This window comes from Lactobacillus jensenii DSM 20557 (genome assembly GCF_001436455.1).
In the GTDB taxonomy this organism is placed as follows: Bacteria; Bacillota; Bacilli; order Lactobacillales; family Lactobacillaceae; genus Lactobacillus; species Lactobacillus jensenii.
In genome coordinates, this window is record NZ_AYYU01000022.1 from 1 (window position 1) to 25211 (window position 25211).

The following is a 25211-nucleotide window of genomic DNA, read 5'->3' on the forward strand; positions in this document are numbered from 1 at the left end:
GGATACAATCGTTGTTCATCAGCGTGAGTGCTATTGCCAGCATCCCCGCTACCACTGCTTTTCATCAAATCGTCTGTCATTATTTTTCACCCCACTTTTCTCTTAGTTCTTCTCAAATACGCTAATAAACTTGTCCAATTGTGCCCGTAAATCGTCATCATCTGTTGTTAATTCTTTTAACATTCCTAACAGTTCTTTTTTATTTTCGGCAATCTTTTGGTTAACTTCTTCAAGTTCATCAGCAACTTTTCCAAGGTCAACTGGTGGTTCTGGTTCAAATGTATCTACATAACGTGGAATGTTTAAGTTGTAATCATTTTCCTTAATTTCATCAAGTTCTGCCTTGTGAGCATACTTATCTACATCTTCACGCTTAAGGTAAGTTGAGATAATCTTATCAATATTTTCTTCAGTTAATTTGTTTTGGTTCTTACCCTTTTCAAATTCACGACTAGCATCAATAAAGAAGATATCTTTATTTTGACGATTCTTCTTAAAGACAAGCACAATAGTAGGAATACTTACACCATAGAACAAGTTAGCTGGCAAGCCAATTACCGCATCAAGGTAGTTCTTTTCAATGATGTTTTGACGGATTACTCCTTCAGCTGCACCACGGAACAATACACCGTGTGGAAGAACAATTGCCATTGTTCCTTCTGGTGATAAGTGATACAAACCGTGAAGAACGAAAGCATAGTCTGCCTTAGTCTTAGGTGCTAACTTACCATATGCTGAAAAACGAGGGTCCTTTAACTTATTTTCATTATTGTCCCAGTGAGCTGAATATGGTGGGTTTGCAACAACTGCATCGAAGTTAGTCTTAGGACGGTCAATGCCTTGTGCATCAAGTCCATCTGGCCAGTCAGCTTCAAGCGTATCAGCATTAGACAAGTGAATATTAGTGAATTCAACGCCATGCATCATCAAGTTCATTCGTGACAAGTTGTATGTAGTAGTGTTCTTTTCTTGACCATAGAACTTAACAACACCTGGCTTCTTACCACCAGGAACTTCGCCTTGAACAGTAAGTAATAATGAGCCTGAACCACAAGTAGGGTCATATACTTCGAATTCTTCTGGTTCGCCTTTCAAATTAGCAGTTACTAACTTAGCTAGAACCTTTGAAACTTCAAATGGAGTATAGAATTCCCCACCCTTTTTACCTGCACTAGCAGCGAATTGACCAATCAAATATTCATAGATAGTACCAAGAATATCTTTACCATTTTCGTCTTTATATTCAATTGTATCTACTAATTGAACGATCTTACTAATTGACTTGGCACGGTCATTAGTATTGCTACCAAGACGAGAATCTCCCAAGTTAACATCATTGAAGACGCCACGGAAGTCTTGACTAGCAGTCTTATTGTTAGCTAATTCAGTGTTCTTAGCGAAGTGATCAAGTAAATCTTGATAATCACTTGGAATTACTTCTTTATCTTGAACACGTTTAATTAATGAAGCCCAAGTATCATGAGGTTCAATTGCATAACCTAAACTTGATGCAATATCTTCTAAATAATCCGCTAAATCGTCCCCACTAGCTTCACGAACATAAGCATCATTAATACTTTCACCATCTTCGATATCTAAAATATCGTTTTTCTTTAAATAGTCTTCTTGGTGTTCAGATAAGTAGCGATAAAACATGAAAGCCAAAATATAGTTTTTATATTCTGAGGCATCCATATTTCCTCTAAGTTCATTAGCCATGGCCCATAATTTTGTTGTAATATCTTTTTCTGACATTTATTCTCTTCCCTACTTCTAATTTTCTCTCTTAAGTTCATCTGCCAATTCATAAATAGCATCAGAAAGTGAATTACGGTATTTTATCTTTGATAATTTAACCACTTTTTCATCTGTTGCCCGTTTTTTATAGATTTCAGCAGCATCTTTTTTAATTGCATCAATTTTCCCAGAATCGTTTAAGTCCTTTTTCCCAAGACGATGGTTAGCAAATATCGACTTAAGTTCATCAGTATTTATTACATCAGTAATTCCCCACTTAATTCTGAATTGATAAATAATATCATCAATTCCAGCTTCATTAGCTTGAGAAATTACTTCATGAACATCTTTCACGTGATATGGCCACTTTTGACTTTCAGCATCCCTAGGATATTGCTTATTAACAATAGCCCTACTAGTCCGTTCAATTTGCTTGGCATAAGCTCGATTATCCATTGATAAAGTGAATTCTCTAATCTTATCCTGAGCTTTACGAATACCTTCTTCATCACCTTCATGAACCTTATTAATAAGTTCTTCAATTAAGTGAGTAAGATAATCATAATTAATTACGACTTCCTTAATATGAGTCATGCGTAAATCGATATCAGGCATTTCTCTATTACGGTCATGTAATTCTTTCTTAATCAAATTTGGTAAGACAGTAGTAATCATCTTTTCATCATTTTCACTTATATCCATTTTTTGTAATAACTTTTCTGGATGATCGTAATCGTACCCTATTTCATTTCCTTCATCATCTGTACCAAGATCATATTGCTTTAAAACTTCTACCTCTTTGTTATATTTTCTTAGAAGTTTATAAAGTTCATCCTGATCTTCTTCTGATTTAGGTACTTCTTCCAATGTCTGATTAGTTAACTCTTTTATTCTATCTACTGTCTTTTTTACATTATCTAATTGTTCATTAAATGATGGTACAGTAACAGGATTATCTTCTGGCTCTTTATCTAGCAAATCTTCTTGACCAAAGGCCGAAGACTTATTTGCATAAATTGACAATGCCTTGTTCATCAACTTCTCGTTTTCAACTGGCCAACGATAGTTAACTATTCTCCCAAACGGCTTAGTCTGCATATCTGCAATTCGGTTGGTTCTTGAATATGCCTGAATCAAGCTAGCATTTCTCAAGATTCGATCAACATATAAGGTATTAAGTCCTGGCGCATCAAATCCAGTCAATAATTGGTCGACAACAATAACTAAATCTAAGTAGTTCTTATCAAAAGCTGTTTTATTTAATCTTGAAACAACATCAGCAGTATATCCTGCAATATCGTCCATTCCAAACGATGTACCAAATTGCGCATTATAAATATCCACAGCTCTACTTAGGTTCTTATTATTTTCAACCATATTATCATCATTACCAGTACTTTGTGAGAAAGTAACAGCAACTTTTAGAACGAGGCCACCGTTTTTTTGATGTTCAGCATTAACTCTTTGGAATTCATCATAATACATCATAGCCATTGGAGTACTTGCACGATTACCACCAACGTGTGTTGTCAATAATGCATTATACTGACCGTCATTTGAGCGATTACGCCAGTTCTTAAAAATATCTTCGACAACTAACTTAACGTGCTCTTTATTTTCATCATAAAAAGTTGGCCCAATTGCATCATCAATATCATCAGGCTGCAAGTTTTCAATTTTATGTTTGATATCTGCTTCAGTCCATTTGGGATATCTTTGGTGGTAAAACTCAGGCAAGTAGTCACTCTTCATCTTGTCTTCGTCAATAGTCGTTTGGAAGTCGACCTTAAAACGTAAAACATTACCATCACTAATAGCTTCTCTAATAGTATAGATATGAAGTGGTTCACCAAAAACATCTTTAGTTCTTACACCATTTGCTGTTGTATCATCAAACATTGGTGTACCAGTATATCCAACCCAAGCTCCTTTTTTAAAGGCCTTCTTTAACAGACTAAATGCATCCCCACCAGTTGAACGGTGAGCTTCATCGACAATAAAGACAATATTTTTATCTGGATCTTTAAAGCTGTCGCGCTTAACCAATGTTTCAAGTTTTTGCACACTTGTAACAATAATGTCACTACCACGTTTACGTAACTTATTCTTCAAGTCCGTAGTATTACGTGTATCAAGCACATTACCCCAATCATCTTCACTAGCTTCTGGATCATAAGCATGATATTTTTCCATTGTTTGTCTAGTTAAGGCAATTCGATCGACTAAGAAGACAACTTTATCAACGTTAGGCAAGCGACTAGCAAGCCAGGCTGTCTTGAAACTAGTAATTGTCTTACCTGAACCAGTTGTATGCCATACATAACCAACTCGGTTTTCACCATATTCAAAGTCCCAGTGCTTAAGCTTTTCAATAACTGCTTGTGTCGCATATACCTGGTATGGTCGCATAACTTTAAGCATCTGATTATTAGGCGTACCATCCAAAATCATATAACTAGTTGCCATTTGGTGCGCCATCGGAATACTCAAAACAGTATCTGCAAATTCAAGCCAATTATTAACTTGTGTATTATCTTTTTTACGTTGCCAGTGAAAGGCAAAGTCTTTATTAAATTTATCAGCTGTAGTATTTGCCATGTACAAGCATTCATGGGGTGACATTGCCACTAAAATTTGAACAGTTGAGAAAATATCACTATATTGTCCTTCTTCAATGTATTGATGCATTTGATTTAGGGCTTCATTTGCTGAAATACCATCTTTCTTTTCTTCAATTTGAATGATTGGTAAACCATTAATAAGAAGTGTGGTATCAAATCTACGTTCTTGTTTGCCATGAATTACCGCTGGTCTTTGAATTTGATTTACTACTTGATAAACCGTATCTCCTGCACCAACTTGCTTTTGATCAAAGACCTTTAAAAAGACATGGCGTCCATCATCTAAGTCAATTTCAATTTGACTAATGCCATTTACTCCATATAAAAATTGTCCAGCTTGATAAGGTGTCTTCAAAGCTGAAATTTCTTTCTTAACTTGAGCAAATTCATTTTCTGATAATGGGCCATCAAGTTTATCTTGATTGTGTTGCTCCAAAATCTTTTTAAAGTTTTGCCAAAGTGCAGGGGTAGTTTTTACATCTGACAAATATTGCCAAATTTGCTTTCTACCTTGCTTTCGCAAACTATCAATAACATAATTTTGGCCTGGTTCATTAATTTCATACTGAGGAACTTTCCCAGTTGATAAGTATTCAATTAAGGAGTTTTCAAATACATCCTCTTTATCGTAAATCATGAATAACCTACTTTCGTTGTAATTAAACTATAGTTTATATTATACAAGAAAGTTACCTTAATAAAGCTACTACTTACCCAACTTCCCCCTCATCATCGCAAAAAAATTCAAAAAATTTGGCGTGTTTTGCTTCTCCCATTCGTTATATATAGTGTAAGGCAATTGCGCGCATGACTTACATAACTTATTTATAAGGAGTATAACTATGAATTTTGAATTACTAGAACAATCAGTCCAATACACTTTTGCTTCAGAAAGTTACACAAACGGTAAATTAACTCGCACTATGAAAAACGTTGCTAAAGATGCCTCTGCTAACACTCTAGCTCAAGTAGGCCAAGCTCTCAGCAGTTTACAAGGCGATACATTATCTGATGCCATCTTAATCCAAAAGCAAAACATCAAGTTAGTCTAATTATTTACATAGTAAGGAGCCAATATCATGTCAAAAGTTTTAAAGTTAGTTTTTATTAATAGTGAAGACAAAAACACCACTTTATCAGTGCCAAATGCTAAAGATGGCCTTGATGAAGCAACCGTGCGTCAAGCGATGAAGACCATCACTGATGCACATGCATTTAATAAGGATGGGGTTGATGTGTATAAGTCTGCTCGTATGGCTAAATACGTTGAAACAACTACAAACAACTGTCTTTGATGACTCTAAGTCTCATCAGAATTAGTCAATTAATCGCTACCGAAGTAAAAAAATTAATCAGCATTATAAAATAAAAGAAGCACCTAACCGGTGCTTCTTTTATTTTATATATAGATTAATTAATTCATTTCTCCCTAATGAATTAACTAATCTCCCCCCCTATTTAATTGTGTGTTGCCCCCATAGCAGCAGTTAATAACAATTATTCTGTTTATTATTTAAGCAAAACACATAAGCATATTCAATAGATTTTTCTATAAAATAACACAATTTTTGCTTATTTATCAACATTTGTAAAAAATGTTATTTAACTTGCATTATTTCCAAAAAAGAAGTAGCCAACAACTGGCTACTTCTTTTTCTATGAATTTTAATTAAGCATCAATTTCTTCGATGTCAACTACAATAACATCACCGTTTTTACCAGTCTTAGTACGTAAGTCTTCAATTAAAGCTTGATCTTCTGAAACATGTGCAGTACCAATTACACGTACGTTAGTGTGGCTAAGTACATCACCAACTACAACAGCAACTTTACTACCATTCTTGATGTTGTCCCATAAGTGTGCGTGCGTTACTTCAACCCATGCTAAGTGACTGTCATCAACTACACGTAATGATTCCTTAGGACCAACTTGTGGCATACCATCTTTACTTACTGATGATACGAATGCAAGCTTTACATTAAAGAATCTTTGTTGTTCTGCTGTTAATTTAGTACTTTCTAATTTCTTCATATTAATTCCTTTCCTTCTGCAATAAATTATAGAGCTTTACTCTGTTTTTAGAATAGTCCAAAAAATCGATAAAAACAATTTATTTGCTTAATAAATAACAAGAAGTTTTTTAACAGTCAAAAAATGATAACGTTTTATGAAGTCATGTTATTTAATGACACTTCTAATTAATCGGCCAACCTCTTCAGCAGCTAGTGCAATGTCTTTCGGCGCATCTTTAATGGCTTGTTCAAGGCTCTTGGCACCACTCGGAGTTGAGAAGATTGCATCGATTACCTTATTTTCATATAAGCTCTTCACCCCTGGCCCAATATTCCCTGATAAAACAATAACTGGAGCCTGTGGAGCTACTTTTTTGGTTGTTAGAGCAACACCATATGGCGTTTTGCCGAACTTGGTTTGAAAATCAGTACTCCCTTCTCCAGTGATTACCAAATCTGCACCCTTTGCTTTTTCAGCTAGTCGAGCAAAATGCGTTACTAAGTCAATTCCTTTTTCCATTTTAGAATTAGTAAAAGCTAATAGACCAAAACCTAATCCACCAGCTGCGCCACTACCAGGAACCGCTTCATAATCAAGCTCGAGGTCTTTTTTGACAACTTGGGCAAGATGGTGCAGATTTTGATCAAGGATTGGGATCATTGCTTCAGTTGCCCCTTTTTGTGGGCCAAAGACAGCTGTTGAACCTTGCGGCCCTGTTAGCGGATTAGTTACATCACTAGCAATATAAATTTTGGTCTTTTTAATTTGTTCAGGAACCTGACTAAGATTAACATGTGCTAGCTGCTCTAACCCTTCGCCACCTAGCTTTATTGCTTGGCCATTTTTATCCAGCAGTCCAACTCCAAGAGCCTGGGCCATTCCACTGCCGCCATCAACAGTCGCACTCCCACCAATTCCGAGAATGATTTGCTTAGCACCATGGTTTACAGCATCGACTATCATTTCTCCTGTACCATAAGTAGTCGCCTTCATAGGATTCATTGTTTCTTTATTTACATATTGAATACCACTTGCGGCCGCCATTTCAATAACCGCTGTTTCCTTATCGCCTAAAAAGCCATATTTTGCTATGACAACTTGATTCAAGGGATTATGAACTTGAACTTGAAAATAGCAACCACCTGTAGCGCTCACCAAAGCATCAACAGTTCCTTCTCCACCATCAGCCATCGGTACAAGAGTATATTCAGCTGCTGGAAAGACTCTGCTAAGCCCCTTCTTCATCACATTAGCTACTTGCTGAGCAGTCATACAGTTTTTAAAAGAATCAGGTGCGATTAAAATTTTCATATTGATTTTTCTTTCTGTATTGAATTTATTTTTATTTTAATTTTAACAAAAAAAGCTCCGAAACAAATCGGAACTTTTAAGTTATAAATGATTAAGGAGTATATAATAGTAGATTTAGTTAATTCTTCTCTTAAAAAGAAGTTTAGAAGCGAGTAATGATAATAAGCCTAAAGCAGTAAGCAATAGAACAGATTTAGTACCAGTTTGTGGCAAGTTTTGGACTTGCTTCTTAGTTGGTAAATTCATTGCTGAAGTTGCCTTGTGTGAAGAGGTTCCTGCTACATTAAGAGTCTGCTTTTTCAAATCTTCTGAGGAAGTAGAATTGGCTTTATTTGAATTTGAAAGAGAAGTAGAATTTGTACTACTTGATAAAAGATTTGAAGATGAGCTACTTGCAGATTTTTGTTTAGAATCTTTTGATTCTGTAGTTTCAAGGATGAAGTCCTTGCTCTTATTTCCACCTAAGTCATAACGAATTGAATAACCCGTTGTTAGACCAGGAACTTCTACGCTATAATTGACACCTTTTTTCAAACCATCAGCTTCTGTGAATGTTACAATACCTTGGTTGTTTACCTTTTTAGTTAAAACTTCTGTTGAACCATCAGTTAAATTGCGTAATTTTATTTCAGTCCCTTCACTTAATGGCAAACCATTAGTATAACGAGCATTTACTGTATAAGTTAAAGGCAGCTCTGCTCCTGGCAAGTTTACTGTGAAAGTTTTTGAGATATTAGAGTTGCTAGAACTCAGTTGTAAAGTATAATTCAGCTTTTGATTATTAACAATAACTTCATAACTAGTGCCAGTTTTTAGTCCATCTGTTGCATTAAACGTTACAGCCCCCGAAGCATTAACAGTTTTAGAAATAGTTTCGTTATTTGCTTGATTTTTTAATTGTACATAACTACTGGACTCAATTGGTAAACCATTTGTATAGCGAAAGATTCCTGTAAAACTTACTCCTGAATTTACTTCTGTTGTTGAGGATAAATCATCTGCTTTGACAATCGAATTTTGATTGGTTCCAACTAAAATAGCTCCTGAAACCATCAAGCTTACTAATAATAATTTTGATTTCATTCATTTTCCTTTCAACTATTTACTAATTTCGACAAATTCTGCTCTTTTTTGTAACTTAGGTGAATATTTCATTAACCGAAGTCTTTCAGGGGTATTACGTTTATTTTTACTAGTAATATAAATACGTTCACTAGTTTGTCGACATTCCAAAATAATATTATTTCTCATCATCTTTTCCTTTCTAGAACTTTCTTGTAAACAAAGTAGCAATTTTAAGTGTTCATAATTTTAATCCTCGCTTGCTAAATATAAATCTTTATAGAATATCGAATTACTTTTATTTTGTCAAATGTTTTGGAGTAAATTTTATTTTTTTGCTACTTAAATAGCGGTATTTCAAGAATTATAAAAATTAATTTTTAAGTTATAAGTATTAATAAACAAAAAAATAGNTTTTATTAAATAAAGTATTAAATTTTATTCAACAGTAACACTCTTTGCCAAGTTACGTGGCTTATCAACATCCAAGCCCTTATCTCTAGAAGCGTAGTAAGCAAGAAGTTGAGCAGGAATAACAGTCAATAGTGCTGACATGTAGTAATTAATTTCAGGTAATACAATGTCATCTGTACTATTAGCGAATTTCTTACTTACGATAGTCACAATGTTAGCACCACGAGAAACAACTTCTTGAATGTTACCACGAGTTAGTTCTGCAGTAACAGGATCATTGATTAAAGCAATAACTGGTGTACCATTTTCAATTAATGAAATAGTTCCGTGCTTAAGTTCAGCTGCTGCGAAGCCTTCAGTTTGAATGTATGAAACTTCCTTTAATTTAAGTGCAGCTTCAAGAGCAACCGCATGATCAATTCCACGACCAATATAGAAAGCATTTCTTGACTTAATTAAGTACTTATCAGCAATTTCCTTAAGCTTTTCTTTACCATCAACAAGTTGTTGAATTCCTTCAGCAGCGATTGCCAAGTCATGATGTAAGTTCCATTCTTGAGCTGCTTTAACGCCAAGCTTTTCACCAAGAGCCTTAGCAAGGACTGCTTGTACAGCAACTTGAGCAGTGTATGCCTTAGTTGAAGCAACTGCGATTTCTGGACCAGCACCTAAAAGCATAGTGTAAGTAGCTTCACGAGATAACGTTGAACCTTCAACGTTAGTCATGGTCAAGCTTGGAATACCACGCTTGTTAGTTTCCTTTAAAACAACACGTGAGTCAGCAGTTTCTCCAGATTGAGTTAAGAAGATAAAGAATGGGTTCTTACTCATCATTGGGAAGTGATAACCGGCTTCTGAAGCATAACCCACTTCAGTAGGAATGCCAGTGTAGTGTTCAAAAAGTGCCTTACCCACTAAACCTGCATGGTAACTAGTACCTGCTGCAAAAATGTATAAGCGGTCTGCCTTAGAAATTGCATTAACGATTTCTGGATTTACCTTTGTGTTACCAGCATCATCAAGATAAGTTTGAGAGATGTGACGCATTACACCAGGTTGTTCATCGATTTCCTTAAGCATGTAGTGTTCGTAAGTTCCCTTAGATGCAGCGTTAGGGTCAATATCTAACACCTTAGGTTCACGTTCTACTCTTTCACCTTCAATTGTTTCAATAGTGTAAGAATCTTTAGTAATGTCACCAACATCACCATCTTCAAGACTTACAAAAGTTTTAGTTTGGTCTAAAACTGAAATGGCATCTGAAGCAATAATATTGAAGCCATCGCCTAAACCAAGCATCATTGGTGACTTATTCTTAGCAATAAATACGTGATCTGGTTCTTGATCGTCAACAAGTAAGAATGCATATGAACCTCTAACTAACTTCAAAGTTTCTTTAAAAGCAGTAAAAGCATCTAAGTTCTTGTCACGTGCAATTTTGCTAATTAATTGAACGATAACTTCAGTGTCAGTATCTGAATGGAATTTAACACCTTGTAAGTATTTATCTTTTAATTCAGTGTAGTTTTCAATAACACCATTGTGTACTAAGTAAAAACGCTTAGTTTCATCAAAATGAGGGTGAGCATTATCAATAGTTGGCTTACCATGAGTTGCCCAACGAGTATGACCAATACCTACCAATCCATCTTCATCAGGGGTTAACTTTTCTTTTAAGCTTGAAATACGGCCAACTGCCTTAGTTAAATATTCATGTCCCTTTAAATCATTTAAGTAAATGCCTGCAGAATCATATCCACGATATTCCAAGTTAGTTAAACCATTTAAAATAATATTTCGTGCAGCCTTACCAACAACACCAACGATACCACACATAGAAAATTCTCCTTTGGTCTAGTTCAATTTTACTTTATCGGACTAGTTTATTTTTATTGTTACAAGTGCAATAATAGCCTTTTTTGGCAAAGTGGTCAAGAAATATCTCATTAAATTGGTATATCTTTAAGTGAACCTAAAAGATAAATTAAAGAACTAGTAATATATCTTCATAGATACACATTTTATAATTTTACATAAATTATTTACAAGAAAATATTTTCCAAAGATTATTTTATTTGTTGCGAGAATTAAATACTGATAAGATACCATTAAAGTATTCTGATAATTTTTAACTTTAGGAAGGAGTTATTATGAAGATTCTTGTTACAGGTTTTGATCCATTTGATAATGATAAGATTAATCCAGCCATTGAAGCCGTTAAACTTTTACCTGACTCAATTGCTGGCGCGGAAATTATTAAACTTGAAATTCCAACTAAATTTAATGTTAGTGCTGAAGTTGTTAAAACCGCAATTGAAAAATACCAACCTGATTATGTTTTAAATATTGGCCAAGCAGGCGGACGCTTTGCTATTACTCCTGAGCGAATTGCTATTAACTTAGATGATGGCCGCATTGCGGACAATGCTGGCTATCAACCTCTAAACGCTACTATTCATGAAGATGGTGCAACTGCCTACTTTACGCAATTGCCAATTAAGGCTATGACTCGTGCTATCCGAGCAGCGGGGTTGCCAGCAGCAGTTTCTAACACTGCCGGCACTTATGTCTGCAACCACATTTTTTATCAAGTCCAATATATGCGTGAGAAATTCTTCCCTAACATCAAAGCCGGATTTATCCATATCCCATTTTTACCTAATCAAGTTGTTGCGCGACCTGAGACACCTGCCCTTTCTCTTGAAGATGATGTTAAAGGCTTAACCGCCGCAATTAGAGCAATTGTTGAACGTGATAGCAAGGGCGATATTGAAACGGTCGAAGGCACAATTCAATAAAGTATATTCATGCAAAACATTTGAACTCAGTTTTTATAAAGTTACAATAAATAAGTAAGCTTTTAGAAAAGGAGATTATAACTTATGAATCAACATCCAGACTTCTTATTAAATCAAATCCATGGTCCTCAAGATGTTAAGCAGTTAGACTTAGCTCAAATGAAGCAACTTGCTTCAGAAATTAGAACTTTGATTCTTGAAAAAGATGCTGTTCTAGGTGGCCACCTTGGTCCTGATTTAGGAATTGTTGAAGCTACAATTGCTTATCATTATGTATTCAATGCTCCTAAAGATAAGATGGTATGGGACGTTTCTCACCAAACATACCCACATAAGATGTTAACTGGACGTGCGCTAGCTTGGCTTGATCCAGAACATTATGAAGATGTAACTCCATATTCTAATCCTGATGAAAGTCCATATGACTACTATGCTGTGGGCCACACTTCTACTTCTATTGCTTTAGCAACTGGAATGGCACGCGCACGTGACTTGATGGGCGGCAAGGAAAATATCATGGCCTTAATTGGTGATGGTTCTATGACTGGCGGTCTTGCATATGAAGGTCTAAACAACGCCGCAATTGAAAAACATAACTTAGTAGTTGTTGTTAATGATAACCAAATGTCAATCGACGACAATGTTGGTGGTCTTGTAACTGCCTTAAAGAAGTTGCGCGATTCAAATGGTCAAACGCCAGAAAATCCATTTACTGCAATGGGCTTTGACTATCGCTATGTAGCAGATGGTAATGATATTGAAGATATGATTGCCGCTTTTGAAGCGGTTAAAGACGTTGATCATCCAATTTTGCTTCATATTAACACTCTTAAGGGTAAAGGTTATGAACCCGCAATTAAGGATGAAGCCAACCACCACTGGGTTTTACCATTTGATTTAAAGACTGATAAGACAACGGTTCCTGCACCTGATGGCCCAACTGCTGCTTCAGTTGCTTTAGATGAAGTTATTAAGCGAATCAAAAACGATGAAAAAGTTTTGGCAATTAACGCCGCAATTCCTGGTAGCTTCGGCTTAGACAAAATCAAGCAAAATTATCCAGAAAATTACGTTGATGTTGGTATCGCTGAGCAAGAATCTGTTGCTTTTGCAGCTGGTGCTGTTAAAGAAGGCGCTGTTCCGGTATTATTTGAAAGTTCCACATTTTTACAAAGAGCCTTCGATCAACTTTCTCATGATGTCGCCGCAAATGACCTTCCAGTTGTCATGCTCGTAGCTGGTGGCGGCATTTCAAGTAATTCCAAGACACACTTAGGAATTTTTGACCAAGTGATGGTGGGAAACTTACCAAATTGGATTTACTTAGCACCAACAACCTTAAATGAAGAAAAGGCAATGCTCAACTGGGCAATAAACCAGCGTAAGCACCCCGTTGCCATCAAGATACCAACTAAACCAGTTCCAATGGGCGAAGAAGTTAGTGCTGACTTTGATAAGATTAAGTATCAAGTTAAGCCAGGTAAGGATGTCGCAATTTTAGCCTTGGGCGACTTTTACACTTTAGGTCAAGAAGTTGCAGAAAAATTAAACGCTACTTTGATTAACCCAGTTTCAGCTAACATTTTGGACAAGGATAGCTTAGATAAGTTAGCTAAGGAGCATGAGTTAATTGTAACTTTAGAAGATAATTCACTTGATGGTGGCTTCGGGCAAAAAGTTGCCAGCTACCTCGGCACTAACAAAGTATTGAACTTTGGTCAAAGATGCGAATATACTGACCAAGTGCCACTTAAGCAGATTTATCAAGATAATCACTTAACTAGTGAACAAATTATTGCGGACATTAAAGTAAATTTGAATGATTAAAATAAAAAAAGCCTCGGAATTTGATTTTCCGAGGCTTTTTTATATTATTTGAGATTTTGATGGTATTTAGTTACTTTTACTCAAGATAGCTTTTATCTCCTTCTTCTCGCCCTTTCTCAATACCTCGTTTTTCAGCTACTGCAGTCTCTTCCTTAATATATAGGGATTAGTGCTTTTTTCTGTGGAAATTACGCAAAATTTCAATTCCTTTAGCTTGATGCTTATTAGGCATAAAGCTCTTTCGCATAGCTATTTGCATATATGCCCAAAGTTTTTGCTCAGCAGTCAGATGAATCACATGCACTAAATCATTATGTTTTATGCTTGATTCCATCACTAAAGCGATTCCCATATTACGCTCAACCAAATCAATCAACAGCTGCATTGTTTGAGCTATATAAATAATATTGGGTGTAAAATCGCCAAATTCTCCTATTCGATCAAGTGATTCTCTAGTCAAATAAGTGGATTTTCTAGCAATAAATTTTTCATTTCTTAGTTCACGTGCCTTTATTTCATTTTTATCAGCCCAAGGATGCTTTAGACCAGTAATAATTACGAGTTCAGTTTTATCCAGTGTTCTAATAAAGTAATTAGGATCATTAAATGGCACAATCCAAGAATAGATAGCAATATCACTATCTCCTCTTTCTAAATCTGAAAAAGCTGCAGTTGATCTCTCAAACTTTGGATCAAGCATGTCTGAAATTCCAGCATTATAAAACTTTTCAATAATTTCTGGCATATAAATACTACCTGCTACACCGGAAAATGAAATTCTAATTTTACGATCATTAGCATGACGAACATCATGATCTAAGCTAGCTATTTCACTTAATAGTTTTTTAGACTTGTCATAGAGCATTTGACCAGCAGATGTTAATGTTATTTTACTTTTTTTATTTTTCTGAATAATTAGTGGATCTTGATAGTGTTGCGCCAACTTCCTAACAGCTGATGAAATTGTTGGTTGTGTGACGTCAAGCTCCTTGGCAGCTGAAGTATAAGATTCTAATTCAACTAATTTACAAAAATATATCAAGTCTCTTTCATTCATAATTTATAAATTCCTTTTATAAATCAAACTTTTTATATTATAAATCTTTGCTTTAATAAGCAAATTATAGCTTATATATCAGCACTTATGGCCAATATATTCATTATTTTTTACTTTTAAATATTTTTTGTTTATTTATAAATAGTATTCTATATTATCTTTGAAAACGTTTTAGAAAGAGATGATACTTATGATTTATACTCCCTCAACTAGATGGGATGCTCAATTTGATGTCATCGTCGTTGGGTTTGGGGGCGCTGGTGCTGGCGCTGCTCGATTCGCAGCTGACAACGGCGCGCACGTTCTATTAATTGATTCCGCTCCTGAAGGCCATGAAGGTGGTAACACAAGATATTCAGGTGGAGCCTTTGCTTGGGGACTAGACAGTCAAAAATTAGCTGATTATTATAAGCAAACCTACTACCCATTTAAATATGATGTTCGAGCACTGGATTGCTTTGTCAAAAACATTACCAATATGAAAGAATATGCTAAAAAGTATTTTGATATCGATTCTGTCGCAACTGGACGTCGACCAAATGGAGAATATCCCGAATATCAGAATGCTAATTCAATGCAATCTAGAAGCATGAACAAAGGTATGTATAATGGCTTCTTCTGGAAGTTACTTAGAAAAAAAGTTTACGAACGCCTAGATATGATAACAATTTGGTATGAATCTCCAGCGCTTCATTTAATTCAAGATGCTGAAACTAATACTACATTAGGGGTTCAAATTAAACGTAAGGGCCAAATCCGTAATATTCGCGCTAAAAACGGAGTTGTCCTTTCATGTGGTGGTTTTGAAAATAATCAAGATATGGTGCAAACCTATTTAGGTCAAGGCTCATTAGCTCCAATAGGTACATTATATAACAAAGGAAAAGGAATTGATTTAGCTATCGAAGCTAATGCTCGCTTATGGCATATGTCAAATTATGATTCCCATGGACTTTCTCTCAGAAATGGAGATTCCAGAGAAAAATTTGCGTATATGATTAATTGGAAATCATTATTCAATGGAAGCATCTTCGTAGCCGGAGATGATGGAACTCGTTATTTCAAGGAAGACGAAGAAGATCGTCATGGCTATAAATATAATCACGGTAACTGGATTATGATTCCTAATCAAAATCATCCTCACATCGTCATGGATCAAGCTCAATATGAACAGTTAAGTAATGATACCTCTGCTAAATCCGCTCAAATAAAAGAATTGATTTCTTATGCTATTAAGGCAGATTCTATCGAAAAGCTAGCTAAGCTAATTGATGCTCCGCTTTTGCCACAAGCTGTAAAAGATTTCAACTTCTTAATCAGCGAAAAAAAGCGTGATATGTTCTTAAATCGCGACCTTAATACCATGCGAGCATTTGAGGATGGGCCTTACTATGCTATTAAAGTTAGACATAATATCTTGCATACTCATGGTGGAGCTCAAAGAAATGAAAAATGTGAAGTTATTGATATGAATGGAAATCCTATTCCTCATCTCTATGAAGCAGGTGAATTAGGTGATATCTTTGCCACTAAATATTTAGGTGCAAATAGTATCGCTGACTTATTAATTTCTGGAAAAATTGCCGGTGAAAATGCTGCTCGTACTAGAAAATTAGATTCTGCTGTTGATGCGATTACTGGTGCATCATTAATCCCAGAATTACATTCCGATGCTCAAATAACAGCAACTAATTATGAAACGAAAGAAAATCAAGCAATTGGTATTAGTAGCAATGGTATCAGCGACTTTCCAATTGTAGTACGAGTAACTGGAAATAAAAATAAGCTTGAGAAAATTGAGGTTTTGCAACAAAAAGAATCTCCTGATGTTGGTGGACTTGCAATTCCTAAATTAACTAAAGCAATACTTCAAGATAATACAGCAGACGTTGACAGTATTTCCGGCGCAAGTGCAACCAGTGGAGCTCTGAAAGAAGCAGTAAAAGAAGCCTGGAATAAGTTAGATTAAGATTTTATTTCTTGAATTATTTCCAAGCAAGCTTTCTGAAATTCATTTGGAATTGCATTTTCACGTATACCTAGGCATTGATAAACATATTGTTTTTGACTAGGAACCAGTGGAACAGCGACCACACCTGGAATATTTTTAACAGTAGAATTCATCAAATATGCAACACCCATATTGTTTCTAACTAATTCTAGTGTTGCATCAATGCTATCGACAATCAGCCTTTTTTGAGGGTGAAAATTAATTTTTGCAAATATTCGATCAAGTGCTGTGCGTGATAAAAACCGCTTATGGCGCATAATCAAAGGAATAGTACCAATCGTAAACAAATCAATTTCTGATTTTTTGGCTAGTTCAGATGATGCTGGAACAATCAATTGATATTCATGCTTTTGCAGGACAACTGATTTAATTCCTTTAATATATTCATCAGTTAATCGTGAAAAAATAATGGCATCGTATTTTCCTTCCAGAATATGACCTTCTAGCAAGTGTGAATTTTCCTGATATGTCTCAACATTTGCTAACAAGTTACCTTGATTAAGTTTAGTTATAATCGCTGGTAATAAAAGACTTCCTGCCAGTTCTGAATATGCTAGCTTAAATTGATTTTTGCTTGCTCTTTTAGCATCTACTTTCATTGCGGTTTCTATGCGAACAAGCTCTTTAGCTGCTCGATAAACCACTTTTCCAGCATTAGTAATATGTAGGCTAGAATTACTCCCCCTTTTTATAAATAGTTTCGTACCAATCCCTTTTTCTAGTCTTTTTACCATCGCTGAAATTGCTGGCTGAGTTATTCCAAAAAATTGTGCTGTTTTAATATAGCTTCTACATTCAACCAATTTTATAAAGTATAAATAATCTTTCGTTTCCATTGCTTTCACCATAAATAATTTTTATTTGTTAATAATTTAGCTTTATTTAATAGTTTATAACTAACTTTTTACAAAAGCACTCTATTTTACTTTTGTATATATACTGCTATTTATTAGCATTTAACAAATTAAGCGATTACAAATTATGGTTGACAATGATTAGCTTTACTGTTACTTTGCATTTGAAATTAACTAGTATAAATATTTTTTATTAATAGAAAGTGTAATAGATAATGAAAGTAAAAGAATGGGATGCAGATTACGATGTTATCGTTTTAGGTTTTGGCGGAGCTGGTGCAACAGCTGCAAGATTTGCTGCTGATAATGGAGCAAAAGTTCTCTTGGTTGACGCTGCTCCATTCGGTCATGAAGGTGGCAATACTAGATATTCAGCTCAACATGTAGCAATGGCCTATAATTTCGATAAATTAGCAAAATATTATCATAAGCTAGCTGCTCCATTTACTATTCCCGAAAAGACTTTAGACACATACTTACATGGTATGGTTAACATGCCTAAATACTTTGAAAAATATTTAGATGTTAAAGCCTTTCAATGGTCAAGAAATGTTAAGTCAGGCGATAAATTAGATAAAAAAGATCATATGGCTGAATACCCTGAATATGATGGTTCAAAAACATTTGATTTTGCCTTAGTTCATAATCGTGACTTTGATGCCGCATTATGGAAATTGCTCCGAAAAAAGGTCTTAGATCGAAAAGAAAATATTGATATCTGGCTTAACAGTAAAGCTAAAGATTTAATTCAGGATTCAGAAAAGCGTGCAATTATTGGCGTTGCTATTGAAAGAAATCATCACTTGTACTATATCCATGCTAAAAATGGCGTTGTACTAGCAACAGGTGGATTTGAAAATAACAATCAACTCCAGCAAAACTTCCTTCATATAAGTCATTTGACTCCTTTCGGAACTTTATATAACAAAGGTGCGGGTGTCATTATGGCTGCTAAAGTTGGCGCACAATTATGGCATATGTCTAATTATGAATCTTTAGGAGTAATTCCTGGATATACCTTTGCAGAGGATGAAGGTCATCGCGGTCGCCAAATCGGTCATTGGAATTTACTTTATTCTGGATCCATCTTTGCAATTGCCAATGATGGAACTCGTTTTATGAAAGAAGATGCCAAATTTAGACATGGTCACATTTATACCCATGGCGATTATGTCATTCCGCATGCTTATGACAACGCTTGGTTAGTAATGGATGAGGTTCAAAAAGAAAAAGTCGAAGCTGCAGAAAAAGAAGGTAAATTAAGATACCCTAACTTCTTAAAGAAATTAGTCTCTGCAAACAATGTTCAAGAATTAGCTGAAAAATTAGTAGTTCCTGCAAACAAGCTAAAAATGACCATTGCTAAATTTAATGATTTTGCTAACTCAGGAAATGATATTGAATTTTCAAGAAGTCCAGAAAATATGACAGCATTTAAGCCTGGACAACTTTTTGCAATCAAACTAGCACCAGCTATATTAAACACTCAAGGTGGACCAAGAAGAAATGAAAATGCTGAAATCGTAGATTGGTCAAACAAGCCAATTCCACATTTATACGGTGCCGGAGAATTAGGTGGTATTTGTATTAATCGTTATCAAGGAGGCGGTAATTTGGCTGAATGTTTGATTTTTGGTAAGTTAGCTGGACAAAATGCTGCAACCCCAAAAAGTGATACTGATGAAGTCATCATCACAAAACCTTTACCAAGAATTAATGATTTAGTTGATGGTGAAAAGAATCAAAATATCGAATTAGGTCCTAACCAATACTTAGGTTCAACCGAAGCAGGTATTGGAGGAAAAATAGTAGTTAGAGTTACTTATAGTGACCAAAAAATCAAAAATGTTGAAGTTCTAGAAAGCCATGAAACCGAAGGAATTGGAGCTAGAGCAATTAAAGAACTTCCAAAAACGATAGTTGAAAATAATTCAACTGATGTTGATGCTGTTTCCGGGGCAAGTACAACTACAAGAGCTCTTAAAGAAGCAGTAAATCAAGCTATTAAAAAAGCTGATAAATAATATTGGAGGAAAAATGTTAGATAAATTTCAATGGAAAAAATGGATTTTACCATTAGCACTTGGTATTATCATTTGGCTATTAACGCCATTTAAACCAGCTGAAATTAATATTCCAGCCTGGCATTTATTTGCAATCTTTGTTGCTACTATCGCAGCATGTATTACTAAACCAGTACCGATGATGGTATCTACTTTAATCGCAATAACAATTGCTACCTTAACTAAAATCTTCACCATGAAAGAAGTTACTGCTGGTTTTGGTAATGATACCTCATGGATGATTGTCATGTGTATGTTCTTAGCCGCCGGTTTTATTAAATCAGGTTTAGGTAAAAGAATTGCATATTTATTCGTTAATTTATTTGGTAAAAAGACTTTAGGTCTTGCTTATGCCTTATCAGCTGTTGAAACTGTTCTCGCGATTGGGATTCCAAGTAATAATGCGAGAGTAAATGGAATTATGTATCCAATTATTGATAATCTTTCAAAAGCTATGGGATCAAGCCCTGATGATAACACCCAAAGTAAGATTGGATCGTTTTTGGTCTTTAATGAATACGAGGTTAACATTGTTACTTCAACTATGTTTCTAACTGGTTTAGCTGGCAATATGATTGCGATTGGCTTAGCTAAGACACAAGGTGTTGAAATCACCTGGATGGAATGGTTCCTTGCAGCAATCGTACCTGGATTAATTTCTTTAGTATTAGTTCCATTTGTCCTATATAAGATTTATCCTCCAAAGGTTAAAGAAACACCTAATGCTAAATCATGGGCTGACGGTAAATTAGCTGAAATTGGTAAAATGACTCTTGCAGAAAAGATTATGGCTGCAGTATTTGTATTTGCAATCTTATTGTGGCTAGTTGGATCCAAGTTTGGAATCAGTGCAACCGAAGTTAGTTTTATCGCTGTAGCTATTTTACTTATTACTGGCGTTATTAACGCTAAAGATTTATTGAGTCAAGGATTTGCTTGGAATATTTTAACTTGGCTTTCTATTTTCATGTTAATGTCACAAAAACTGATGAAGTTAGGCTTTTTCCCTTGGTTCTCAAAGACTTTAGGGGCTATCTTACATGGTAGTAACTGGATTACAGTTTTAGTAATTCTATACTTAGCTTACTTCTATGTTCACTACTTATTCCCTTCAATTGCAACTCAAATTTCAGCTTTATATGCTGGTTTCTTATCAGTTGCACTTGCAGCCGGAGTCCCTCACCTAATCGCAGCATTAATGCTCGGCCTTTGCGGCTCACTTTATCTTTCAACTTCAACTTATAGTGCTGGTCCAGCTGCATTACTTTCAAGCACAGGATATGTTGCTAATAAAGATTGGTGGAAATTAAGTGCCATTATCGGTGTAATTCTCAACATAATTTGGTTAGGCGGTGGCCTACTTTGGACTAAAGTTCTTGGTATGTGGTAAAAAACTAATAAAACAAAAGCATTGGTAATAACAAAAGTTACCAATGCTTTTTTGTTGCTAATAAAACTTATTTAAGATTTTTGGAGATTATATCTTTAATCTCTGTATCACTGAGGCTAAAATCAGAATCAACCGAATCTTTGATAACTGAATATATTTCTACTTCACTTATTTTAACTTGAATACGTTTAAAGAATGTTACGAAAGTGCTTATTTTGTACTACCAAAAATTTCATCATTTGTGAAACCATGAAACTTATCATCATTAAACATCATAATTACCTCCATAAATTGCTTTTTCACAATAAATAGATACACTAAAAATACTGGTATTTTTTTGAGATAATTATTACTTATTTTTTAATGGACTTATAAAGTTTTTACATAATCTTTTGAAAAGTAAAAACAGGTGCAACACGCACCTGTTTTCTATATCAAAGTTTTTAAAAATACTGCTAACAGTCCACCACATATTGGACCAAGAATTGGAACCCAAGCATATGACCAATTTGCGGCACCCTTATTTGGAATTGGCAGAATTGAATAAGCCAATCTAGGAGCAAAGTCACGTGCTGGATTAAGGGCAAATCCGGTTGTCCCACCAAGAGCTTGACCAACAACCATAATTAATAAACCGACAATCAATGGCTTCAAACCTTGGGTAAAATCACCTAGATTTATCAAACAAAAGATAAATACAAAAGTTGCAATCATTTCTGATAAAAAGTTAAATAAATTGTTTTTAATTGCTGGACCGGTAGTAAAGATACCCACACAATTACCTTCATCAGCCTTAGTTGCCTTAAATTGAGGGTAAAAGTGAAGTGCAACAACTGCTGCTCCAACAAAAGCTCCCAAAAATTGTCCTGCTAAATAAGGTACAACTTGCCCTGCAGGGAACTTTCTAAATGCTGCTAAAGCTAAAGTTACCGCAGGGTTTAAATGTCCTTGTGATCCTAAACTAGCTGCAACATAAACACCAAAGGAAACTGCCATTCCCCATGCAATGGTGATAAAGAGCCAATTACTAGCATGACCATAGTTTTTCTTTAAGTTAACTGATGCACCACATCCAGTCCCAAGAATAATTAAGATCATGGTACCCATAAATTCGCCTAAGAAACCATTCATTTTAGTCCCCTTTCACTTTCAAATCCGCAAGTTGCTTTTCAATTGCATCAATTGGTGTATTAACTTGCAACAGAGAAGCGGCAACATATGCACTTTCAATCAGAGCAGTGTCATGAATGGTAATTTGCTTATCGCTCATTTCTTCTGCCATTTCAAGGTTCATGCGAGCACTTCCCAAATCATAAAAGGCCCAAATTTTATCGGCTTTATTTTCATCTAATGCCTCTGTAATCTTATTAATACTTGTACCAATTTCATTATCTTCAGTGCCACCAGCATAAGTAATTGAAACGTCTTTTGCTACTTGCTTTAACAGTTTGGGCAAGCCTTGTGCAATTTCTGGTACGTGAGAAACGATTAAAATTCCATATTCCATTATTCTTCCGCCTTCAATAAACTATTAAATAAATAACCACTTGAAACTGCACCTGGATCAAGGTGACCAATTGATCTTTCACCTAAGTAAGATGCACGTCCCTTTTTAGCTTGCATATCTTTAGTAGCTTCTACTGCTTCTTCAATTCCGTCTTCACTAATACTGCCATCTTTAATAGTTGGCAAAACCTTTTCCCAAACATCAACCATGGTCTTATCACCAGCTGTTGCTCCACCACGCTTCTTAATTCCAGCAAGAGCAGCTTCTAATAATTCACTAAGATCATCAGTCTTTGAACTAGCCTTAGCCATCTCCAAAAAAGCAGTTCCATAAAGTGGTCCACTAGCTCCACCAACTTTTGAAATGAAGGCCATAGCAGTTAGCTTCAATGCACTAGTCAAATCTTGTGGTGTCTTTAAATTAAAACCTTCTTCAACTGCACTGACACCACGGGCCATATTATTGCCGTGGTCGCCGTCACCGATTGCAGCATCCAATTCACTTAAGTAAAGCTTGTTTGACTCTACTTTTTTAGCAAATAAACGTAACCATTTTTCGTAAACATCTAAAGTTAATTGCATAATTATTTACCTCCTACCAAGCAACTGTTTCCACTGGCATATTCAAGTAGTCTAGCCATTTATCATCAGCAAGTTCAAACAAAGTTACTGAAATACCTGCCATATCAATTGAAGTCATGTAGTTACCAACCTTCATAAAAGCAGGTTTAATATTCTTTTGTTCAAGCCAATTGAGTACATCATTTGAGAAAATATATTGTTCCATTAATGGTGTTGCACCCATACCATTAATTAACAAGGAATATTTTTTGTTACTATCAAGATGTAAACTCTCATCAAGTTTAGTCAATAATTCATTACATAAGTCTTTTGATGGCTTAATCTTTTCACGGCGATATCCTGGTTCTGAGTGAATACCGACACCATATTCAATTTCATCATCAGCTAGTTCAAAACCTGGCTTACCAACTTCAGGAACAGTTGCTGCAGATAAGGCAACTGCAATTGTATTAATATGTGGCAAAACCTTTTTAGCTAATTCTTCAATTTCATCAAGACTTGCACCATTTTGAGCTGCAGCTCCAAGAATCTTATGCATAAAAATTGTTCCTGCTACTCCACGCTTGCCTTGAGTATATAAGCTGTCTTCTACAGCAATATCATCATCAACAACAATTGATTTAACTTTGATATCATCCATTTCAGCTAAATCTTTTGCCATATCAAAGTTCATCACATCACCAGAATAATTTTTAACGACCATGAAAACACCTTTTCCCTGGTCAGCAGCCTTAATAGCTTCATAAATTTGATCTGGAGTCGGTGAAGTAAATACTTGCCCGCATATTGCTGCACTAAGCATTCCTTTACCAACAAAACCAGCATGTGTTGGTTCGTGACCACTGCCACCACCAGAAATAATACCTACTTTTCCAGCCATTGTTTCTTTATCAGCTCGAATAACAGCTTCAGTTCCTGGAATTTGTTTTAAAATTTGCGGATAACTTCTTACTAAACCGCTAACCATTTCTGGAACAACATTACTTGGATCATTGATAATCTTTTTCATATGCATATCCTCGATTTCTTGTGCTTACTCTTTACACTTAAAATATTATCGTAAAGCGCTTACAAAAATAATGGACAAAAAATTAATTTTGTCCATTATAACTTCTAATAATTTTTAAACGTAAATTCAATTGCATTAACCACTTTTTTTGCAAGCTCATCATATTCTATTTCTGGTTCATGATATAAATTAGCTGTCATAGTATAAGTCATTCCCAAACAATAAGTTTCAACAAAATCCTTAGCCTTTTGGTTGTTACTTAGTCCCTTTTCTTCAAGGATATGAAAAAGCAAAGTAGTTAAGTGTAATGCAATCATTGAAACGATATCAACTTCAGTTTGAGACTTTAAAACACTACGATAAAATTTGGCATGAAGCTCTATATCGTAAAAAAGCAACATGATAATTTCTTCCCAATTTAAGTAATCGATATTATCATCAATATTTTCTTTTAAATTTGTTGATACGACATAGTAAAGTAAGTCATATTTATCTAAGAAATTGTCGTAAAAAGTTTGTCTACGAATATCGGCTATTTTCATAATCTTGGCAACTGATGTATGTCTAAAGCCATTTTTTGATACTTCATTAATAAAAACTTGGCTGATTTTTCTTTTTAGTCGATCAGAAATAATGGTCACCTCCAAGACATGTTATTGTGTATATAGTTTATTTTACAAAAAAACATGACTCAATATAATAAAAGTCATGCTTTGTTTTGAATTAGATGAAAATGTTACACTTTGAATATTCAAATATATTAATTCGCCAGGTTCAATAATATTTGGGCTCAAATCCTGAATTGTAGCAGTTAATACTTTTACCGTATTTTTTTCTCTTCTAGCTATCGCTGTCTCTTCTTTCATTCTCAATTCTGCCGTTCTCATAAGGTTTCTCCTTTTGAAGCAAAATTAGTTACTTTTACTCAAGATAGCTTTTATTTCTTCATCTGAAA

Annotated in this window: 21 protein-coding genes and 1 pseudogene; 7 read left to right on the plus strand and 15 right to left on the minus strand. The window is 35.0% G+C overall.

Translation table 11 applies throughout. From position 1 onward, the window contains the following. Nucleotides 1–102: 102 nt before the first annotated feature. Together FC45_RS06045 and FC45_RS06050 are read right to left on the minus strand one after the other, a co-directional pair. Nucleotides 103–1755 (minus strand): type I restriction-modification system subunit M, encoded by a 1653-nt coding sequence (locus tag FC45_RS06045; protein ID WP_006588599.1) that lies wholly within the window; start codon nucleotides 1753–1755, stop codon nucleotides 103–105. A gap of 18 nt (nucleotides 1756–1773) precedes the next feature. After that, a complete protein-coding gene (locus FC45_RS06050) occupies nucleotides 1774–4995 on the minus strand; it encodes a type I restriction endonuclease subunit R (protein WP_006588600.1) in 3222 nt (1073 codons plus the stop codon). 205 nt (nucleotides 4996–5200) lie between these two features. On the opposite strand from FC45_RS06050, the gene FC45_RS06055 reads away from it, so the two are divergent. Together FC45_RS06055 and FC45_RS06060 are read left to right on the plus strand one after the other, a co-directional pair. Then, nucleotides 5201–5410 (plus strand): DUF1659 domain-containing protein, encoded by a 210-nt coding sequence (locus tag FC45_RS06055; protein WP_006584667.1) that lies wholly within the window; start codon nucleotides 5201–5203, stop codon nucleotides 5408–5410. 27 nt (nucleotides 5411–5437) lie between these two features. Beyond that, nucleotides 5438–5653, plus strand: a complete 216-nt coding sequence (locus FC45_RS06060) for a DUF2922 domain-containing protein (protein ID WP_236694517.1) — start codon at nucleotides 5438–5440, stop codon at nucleotides 5651–5653. 374 nt (nucleotides 5654–6027) lie between these two features. Here the strand turns inward: FC45_RS06060 and FC45_RS06065 are convergent, their stop codons facing one another. From FC45_RS06065 to glmS, 5 genes are all read right to left on the minus strand, one after another. Beyond that, nucleotides 6028–6390: a pyridoxamine 5'-phosphate oxidase family protein gene (locus tag FC45_RS06065; RefSeq protein WP_006584665.1), complete on the minus strand. Its 363-nt coding sequence runs from the start codon at nucleotides 6388–6390 to the stop codon at nucleotides 6028–6030. 147 nt (nucleotides 6391–6537) lie between these two features. Continuing rightward, nucleotides 6538–7683, minus strand: a complete 1146-nt coding sequence (locus FC45_RS06070) for a glycerate kinase family protein (protein ID WP_006584664.1) — start codon at nucleotides 7681–7683, stop codon at nucleotides 6538–6540. Between the two features lie 114 nt (nucleotides 7684–7797). Continuing rightward, nucleotides 7798–8766 (minus strand): LPXTG cell wall anchor domain-containing protein, encoded by a 969-nt coding sequence (locus FC45_RS06075; protein ID WP_006584663.1) that lies wholly within the window; start codon nucleotides 8764–8766, stop codon nucleotides 7798–7800. Nucleotides 8767–8781: 15 nt separating this feature from the next. Next, nucleotides 8782–8934 carry a 50S ribosomal protein L33 gene (gene rpmG / locus FC45_RS06080; RefSeq protein WP_006588059.1) on the minus strand — a complete coding sequence of 51 codons (153 nt, stop codon included), beginning with the start codon at nucleotides 8932–8934 and terminating at the stop codon, nucleotides 8782–8784. A gap of 249 nt (nucleotides 8935–9183) precedes the next feature. Beyond that, nucleotides 9184–10995, minus strand: coding sequence for a glutamine--fructose-6-phosphate transaminase (isomerizing) (gene glmS / locus FC45_RS06085; RefSeq protein WP_006584661.1), 1812 nt, complete (start codon nucleotides 10993–10995; stop codon nucleotides 9184–9186). A 314-nt stretch (nucleotides 10996–11309) separates the two neighbouring features. Between glmS and pcp the strand changes: the two genes are divergently transcribed. Beyond that, nucleotides 11310–11957: a pyroglutamyl-peptidase I gene (pcp, locus tag FC45_RS06090; RefSeq protein ID WP_006584660.1), complete on the plus strand. Its 648-nt coding sequence runs from the start codon at nucleotides 11310–11312 to the stop codon at nucleotides 11955–11957. Between the two features lie 84 nt (nucleotides 11958–12041). Further along, nucleotides 12042–13784: a 1-deoxy-D-xylulose-5-phosphate synthase gene (locus FC45_RS06095; protein WP_006584659.1), complete on the plus strand. Its 1743-nt coding sequence runs from the start codon at nucleotides 12042–12044 to the stop codon at nucleotides 13782–13784. Between the two features lie 166 nt (nucleotides 13785–13950). On the opposite strand, the gene FC45_RS06100 is transcribed toward FC45_RS06095, so the two are convergent. Beyond that, a complete protein-coding gene (locus FC45_RS06100) occupies nucleotides 13951–14841 on the minus strand; it encodes a LysR family transcriptional regulator (RefSeq protein WP_006584658.1) in 891 nt (296 codons plus the stop codon). Between the two features lie 190 nt (nucleotides 14842–15031). Here FC45_RS06100 and FC45_RS06105 point away from each other — a divergent pair, with 190 nt between their 5' ends. Beyond that, nucleotides 15032–16810, plus strand: coding sequence for an FAD-binding protein (locus tag FC45_RS06105; protein WP_006588058.1), 1779 nt, complete (start codon nucleotides 15032–15034; stop codon nucleotides 16808–16810). Here FC45_RS06105 and FC45_RS06110 read toward each other — a convergent pair. After that, nucleotides 16807–17688, minus strand: a complete 882-nt coding sequence (locus FC45_RS06110) for a LysR family transcriptional regulator (protein ID WP_021351007.1) — start codon at nucleotides 17686–17688, stop codon at nucleotides 16807–16809. The genes FC45_RS06105 and FC45_RS06110 overlap by 4 nt on opposite strands. A 233-nt stretch (nucleotides 17689–17921) precedes the next feature. Between FC45_RS06110 and FC45_RS06115 the strand changes: the two genes are divergently transcribed. Together FC45_RS06115 and FC45_RS06120 are read left to right on the plus strand one after the other, a co-directional pair. Beyond that, nucleotides 17922–19730 carry an FAD-dependent oxidoreductase gene (locus tag FC45_RS06115; protein WP_006584656.1) on the plus strand — a complete coding sequence of 603 codons (1809 nt, stop codon included), beginning with the start codon at nucleotides 17922–17924 and terminating at the stop codon, nucleotides 19728–19730. A gap of 13 nt (nucleotides 19731–19743) precedes the next feature. Further along, nucleotides 19744–21159: a DASS family sodium-coupled anion symporter gene (locus FC45_RS06120; RefSeq protein ID WP_006584655.1), complete on the plus strand. Its 1416-nt coding sequence runs from the start codon at nucleotides 19744–19746 to the stop codon at nucleotides 21157–21159. 429 nt (nucleotides 21160–21588) lie between these two features. On the opposite strand, the gene FC45_RS06125 is transcribed toward FC45_RS06120, so the two are convergent. From FC45_RS06125 to FC45_RS07980, 6 genes and pseudogenes are all read right to left on the minus strand, one after another. Further along, a complete protein-coding gene (locus FC45_RS06125) occupies nucleotides 21589–22290 on the minus strand; it encodes an MIP/aquaporin family protein (protein WP_006588056.1) in 702 nt (233 codons plus the stop codon). A 1-nt stretch (nucleotide 22291) separates the two neighbouring features. Further along, nucleotides 22292–22666: a dihydroxyacetone kinase phosphoryl donor subunit DhaM gene (dhaM, locus tag FC45_RS06130; RefSeq protein WP_006584654.1), complete on the minus strand. Its 375-nt coding sequence runs from the start codon at nucleotides 22664–22666 to the stop codon at nucleotides 22292–22294. After that, nucleotides 22666–23247 (minus strand): dihydroxyacetone kinase subunit DhaL, encoded by a 582-nt coding sequence (gene dhaL / locus FC45_RS06135; protein WP_006584653.1) that lies wholly within the window; start codon nucleotides 23245–23247, stop codon nucleotides 22666–22668. Before dhaL ends, dhaM begins: the two co-directional genes overlap by 1 nt. A gap of 13 nt (nucleotides 23248–23260) precedes the next feature. Next, nucleotides 23261–24256: a dihydroxyacetone kinase subunit DhaK gene (dhaK, locus tag FC45_RS06140; protein ID WP_006588055.1), complete on the minus strand. Its 996-nt coding sequence runs from the start codon at nucleotides 24254–24256 to the stop codon at nucleotides 23261–23263. Between the two features lie 104 nt (nucleotides 24257–24360). Further along, nucleotides 24361–24897, minus strand: coding sequence for a hypothetical protein (locus FC45_RS06145; RefSeq protein ID WP_006584652.1), 537 nt, complete (start codon nucleotides 24895–24897; stop codon nucleotides 24361–24363). Between the two features lie 153 nt (nucleotides 24898–25050). Further along, nucleotides 25051–25158, minus strand: a pseudogene (locus tag FC45_RS07980) (Rpn family recombination-promoting nuclease/putative transposase); the annotation flags it as partial. Nucleotides 25159–25211: the final 53 nt, after the last annotated feature.

Excerpts from the sequence above, each read along its gene's own strand:
- FC45_RS06045 (WP_006588599.1), bottom strand. The coding sequence starts at position 1,755 with ATGTCAGAAAAAGATATTACAACAAAATTATGGGCCATGGCTAATGAA.
- FC45_RS06050 (WP_006588600.1), bottom strand. The coding sequence starts at position 4,995 with ATGATTTACGATAAAGAGGATGTATTTGAAAACTCCTTAATTGAATAC.
- FC45_RS06055 (WP_006584667.1), top strand. The coding sequence starts at position 5,201 with ATGAATTTTGAATTACTAGAACAATCAGTCCAATACACTTTTGCTTCA.
- FC45_RS06060 (WP_236694517.1), top strand. The coding sequence starts at position 5,438 with ATGTCAAAAGTTTTAAAGTTAGTTTTTATTAATAGTGAAGACAAAAAC.
- FC45_RS06065 (WP_006584665.1), bottom strand. The coding sequence starts at position 6,390 with ATGAAGAAATTAGAAAGTACTAAATTAACAGCAGAACAACAAAGATTC.
- FC45_RS06070 (WP_006584664.1), bottom strand. The coding sequence starts at position 7,683 with ATGAAAATTTTAATCGCACCTGATTCTTTTAAAAACTGTATGACTGCT.
- FC45_RS06075 (WP_006584663.1), bottom strand. The coding sequence starts at position 8,766 with ATGAAATCAAAATTATTATTAGTAAGCTTGATGGTTTCAGGAGCTATT.
- rpmG (WP_006588059.1), bottom strand. The coding sequence starts at position 8,934 with ATGAGAAATAATATTATTTTGGAATGTCGACAAACTAGTGAACGTATT.
- glmS (WP_006584661.1), bottom strand. The coding sequence starts at position 10,995 with ATGTGTGGTATCGTTGGTGTTGTTGGTAAGGCTGCACGAAATATTATT.
- pcp (WP_006584660.1), top strand. The coding sequence starts at position 11,310 with ATGAAGATTCTTGTTACAGGTTTTGATCCATTTGATAATGATAAGATT.
- FC45_RS06095 (WP_006584659.1), top strand. The coding sequence starts at position 12,042 with ATGAATCAACATCCAGACTTCTTATTAAATCAAATCCATGGTCCTCAA.
- FC45_RS06100 (WP_006584658.1), bottom strand. The coding sequence starts at position 14,841 with ATGAATGAAAGAGACTTGATATATTTTTGTAAATTAGTTGAATTAGAA.
- FC45_RS06105 (WP_006588058.1), top strand. The coding sequence starts at position 15,032 with ATGATTTATACTCCCTCAACTAGATGGGATGCTCAATTTGATGTCATC.
- FC45_RS06110 (WP_021351007.1), bottom strand. The coding sequence starts at position 17,688 with ATGGAAACGAAAGATTATTTATACTTTATAAAATTGGTTGAATGTAGA.
- FC45_RS06115 (WP_006584656.1), top strand. The coding sequence starts at position 17,922 with ATGAAAGTAAAAGAATGGGATGCAGATTACGATGTTATCGTTTTAGGT.
- FC45_RS06120 (WP_006584655.1), top strand. The coding sequence starts at position 19,744 with ATGTTAGATAAATTTCAATGGAAAAAATGGATTTTACCATTAGCACTT.
- FC45_RS06125 (WP_006588056.1), bottom strand. The coding sequence starts at position 22,290 with ATGAATGGTTTCTTAGGCGAATTTATGGGTACCATGATCTTAATTATT.
- dhaM (WP_006584654.1), bottom strand. The coding sequence starts at position 22,666 with ATGGAATATGGAATTTTAATCGTTTCTCACGTACCAGAAATTGCACAA.
- dhaL (WP_006584653.1), bottom strand. The coding sequence starts at position 23,247 with ATGCAATTAACTTTAGATGTTTACGAAAAATGGTTACGTTTATTTGCT.
- dhaK (WP_006588055.1), bottom strand. The coding sequence starts at position 24,256 with ATGAAAAAGATTATCAATGATCCAAGTAATGTTGTTCCAGAAATGGTT.